Origin of the sequence: Bradyrhizobium sp. RD5-C2, from assembly GCF_019972155.1 — a bacterium.
Classification (GTDB): Bacteria; Pseudomonadota; Alphaproteobacteria; order Rhizobiales; family Xanthobacteraceae; genus Bradyrhizobium.
Map to the genome: position 1 here is coordinate 1 of NZ_BOVL01000037.1, position 1422 is coordinate 1422.

The following is a 1422-nucleotide window of genomic DNA, read 5'->3' on the forward strand; positions in this document are numbered from 1 at the left end:
CTGGTCTCGGTCTTGCTGGTCATCAATTCGTTTCCTTGCATCCGGTCACGCGGCGCGGCGCAGTTCGGCGGTCTGCTCTTTCAGCGCCGCGATCAGCCCGGGACGGTCGAACTTGGCGACATAGTCGTGGAAGCCGGCCTGACGGCCGCGCTCGATCGCCGCCGGTGACACCATCGCTGACAGCGCGATGATCGGCAGCCCGACGAGGTTGTGGTCGCTGCGGATGTTCTCGGCGAACTCAAAGCCGTTCATCTCGGGCATCTCGATGTCGGTCAGCACGACGTCGAAGGCCTGTCCCGAGCGCAGTGCGGCGAGCCCTTCCTGCGCGTTCGGCGCGGTCCGCACCTTGTAGCCGGCGGCCTTCAAGACCGGCGCCAGCATGTTGCGGAAGAACGCGCTGTCGTCGACCAGCAGCACCGACTGCGCCGAGGCCGACGGGCGCATCTCCTTGCGCGAGAACCAGTCGGCGAACGCCATCGGCAGGAAGTGGCCGACGTCGATCACCTCGGTGGCCTGGCCCTTGATCACGGCCGAACCCAGAATGCCGTCCTGGCTGCCTGCGACCTCGATGTTGAGCCGCTCCTCGACGATGTCGATGATCTCGTCGACCACGAGCCCCATCGAACGGCCGTCGTCGGCGAACACCAGGATCGGCTGCGCACCCTGGGTCTGCACCTCGACGCCTATCATCTGCACCAGCGGCATCAGTTGCTCGCGGTACTGCACCATGTAGCGGCCGTTGGAGAGCTCGATCTTGTCGGTTGCGATCTCCTCCAGCCGCGTAACGAGGCCGAGCGGCACCGCCTTGGGCTGGCTGGAGCCTGCGCGGAACACCAGCAGCGAGGTGAGCTGCTCGCCGCTCGAGGCATGCGCCGCGGCATTGTCGTCGGCCATGTCATGGGCCGAGGAGCCGGACGCGCCGAGCGCTTTTGCAATGCCATTGGGATCGATGATCATGATGACCGCGCCATCGCCCAGGATGGTGTTGCCGGAGAACATGTCGATGTGGCGCAGCTTGGTCGACATCGGCTTGACCACGATCTCCTCGGTGTGGAACACGCCGTCGACCACGATGCCGAAGGTCTGGCTGCCCACTTGCGTGACCACGATGAAGCTGTTCTCGGCATCCGAGGTCGCGCCGTCGTCGATCTTGAGCAGCTTCTTGAGATGGATCAGCGGCAGCAGCTTGTTGCGCAGGCGCAAGACCGCGGTGTCCTTGATCCGCTCGATGCGGTGCTCGGAGTTGGCGCGGGCCCGCACCAGCTCGACCACCGAGAGCTGCGGGATGGCAAAGCGGTCGCCGCCGGCTTCCACGATCAAGGCGGAGACGATTGCCAAGGTCAGCGGGATCTTGATGGTGACCGAGGCGCCCTCGCCGGCCACGCTCTTGATGTCGATGGTGCCGCCGATCTGGTCGATATT

At 65.2% G+C, this 1422-nt stretch carries 1 protein-coding gene; it reads right to left on the minus strand.

Annotated elements, in window-relative coordinates; translation table 11 throughout:
* Window positions 1-45: 45 nt before the first annotated feature.
* On the minus strand, window positions 46-1422 hold a 1377-nt coding region (locus BraRD5C2_RS33590; protein WP_223975719.1), incomplete at its 5' end, for an ATP-binding response regulator.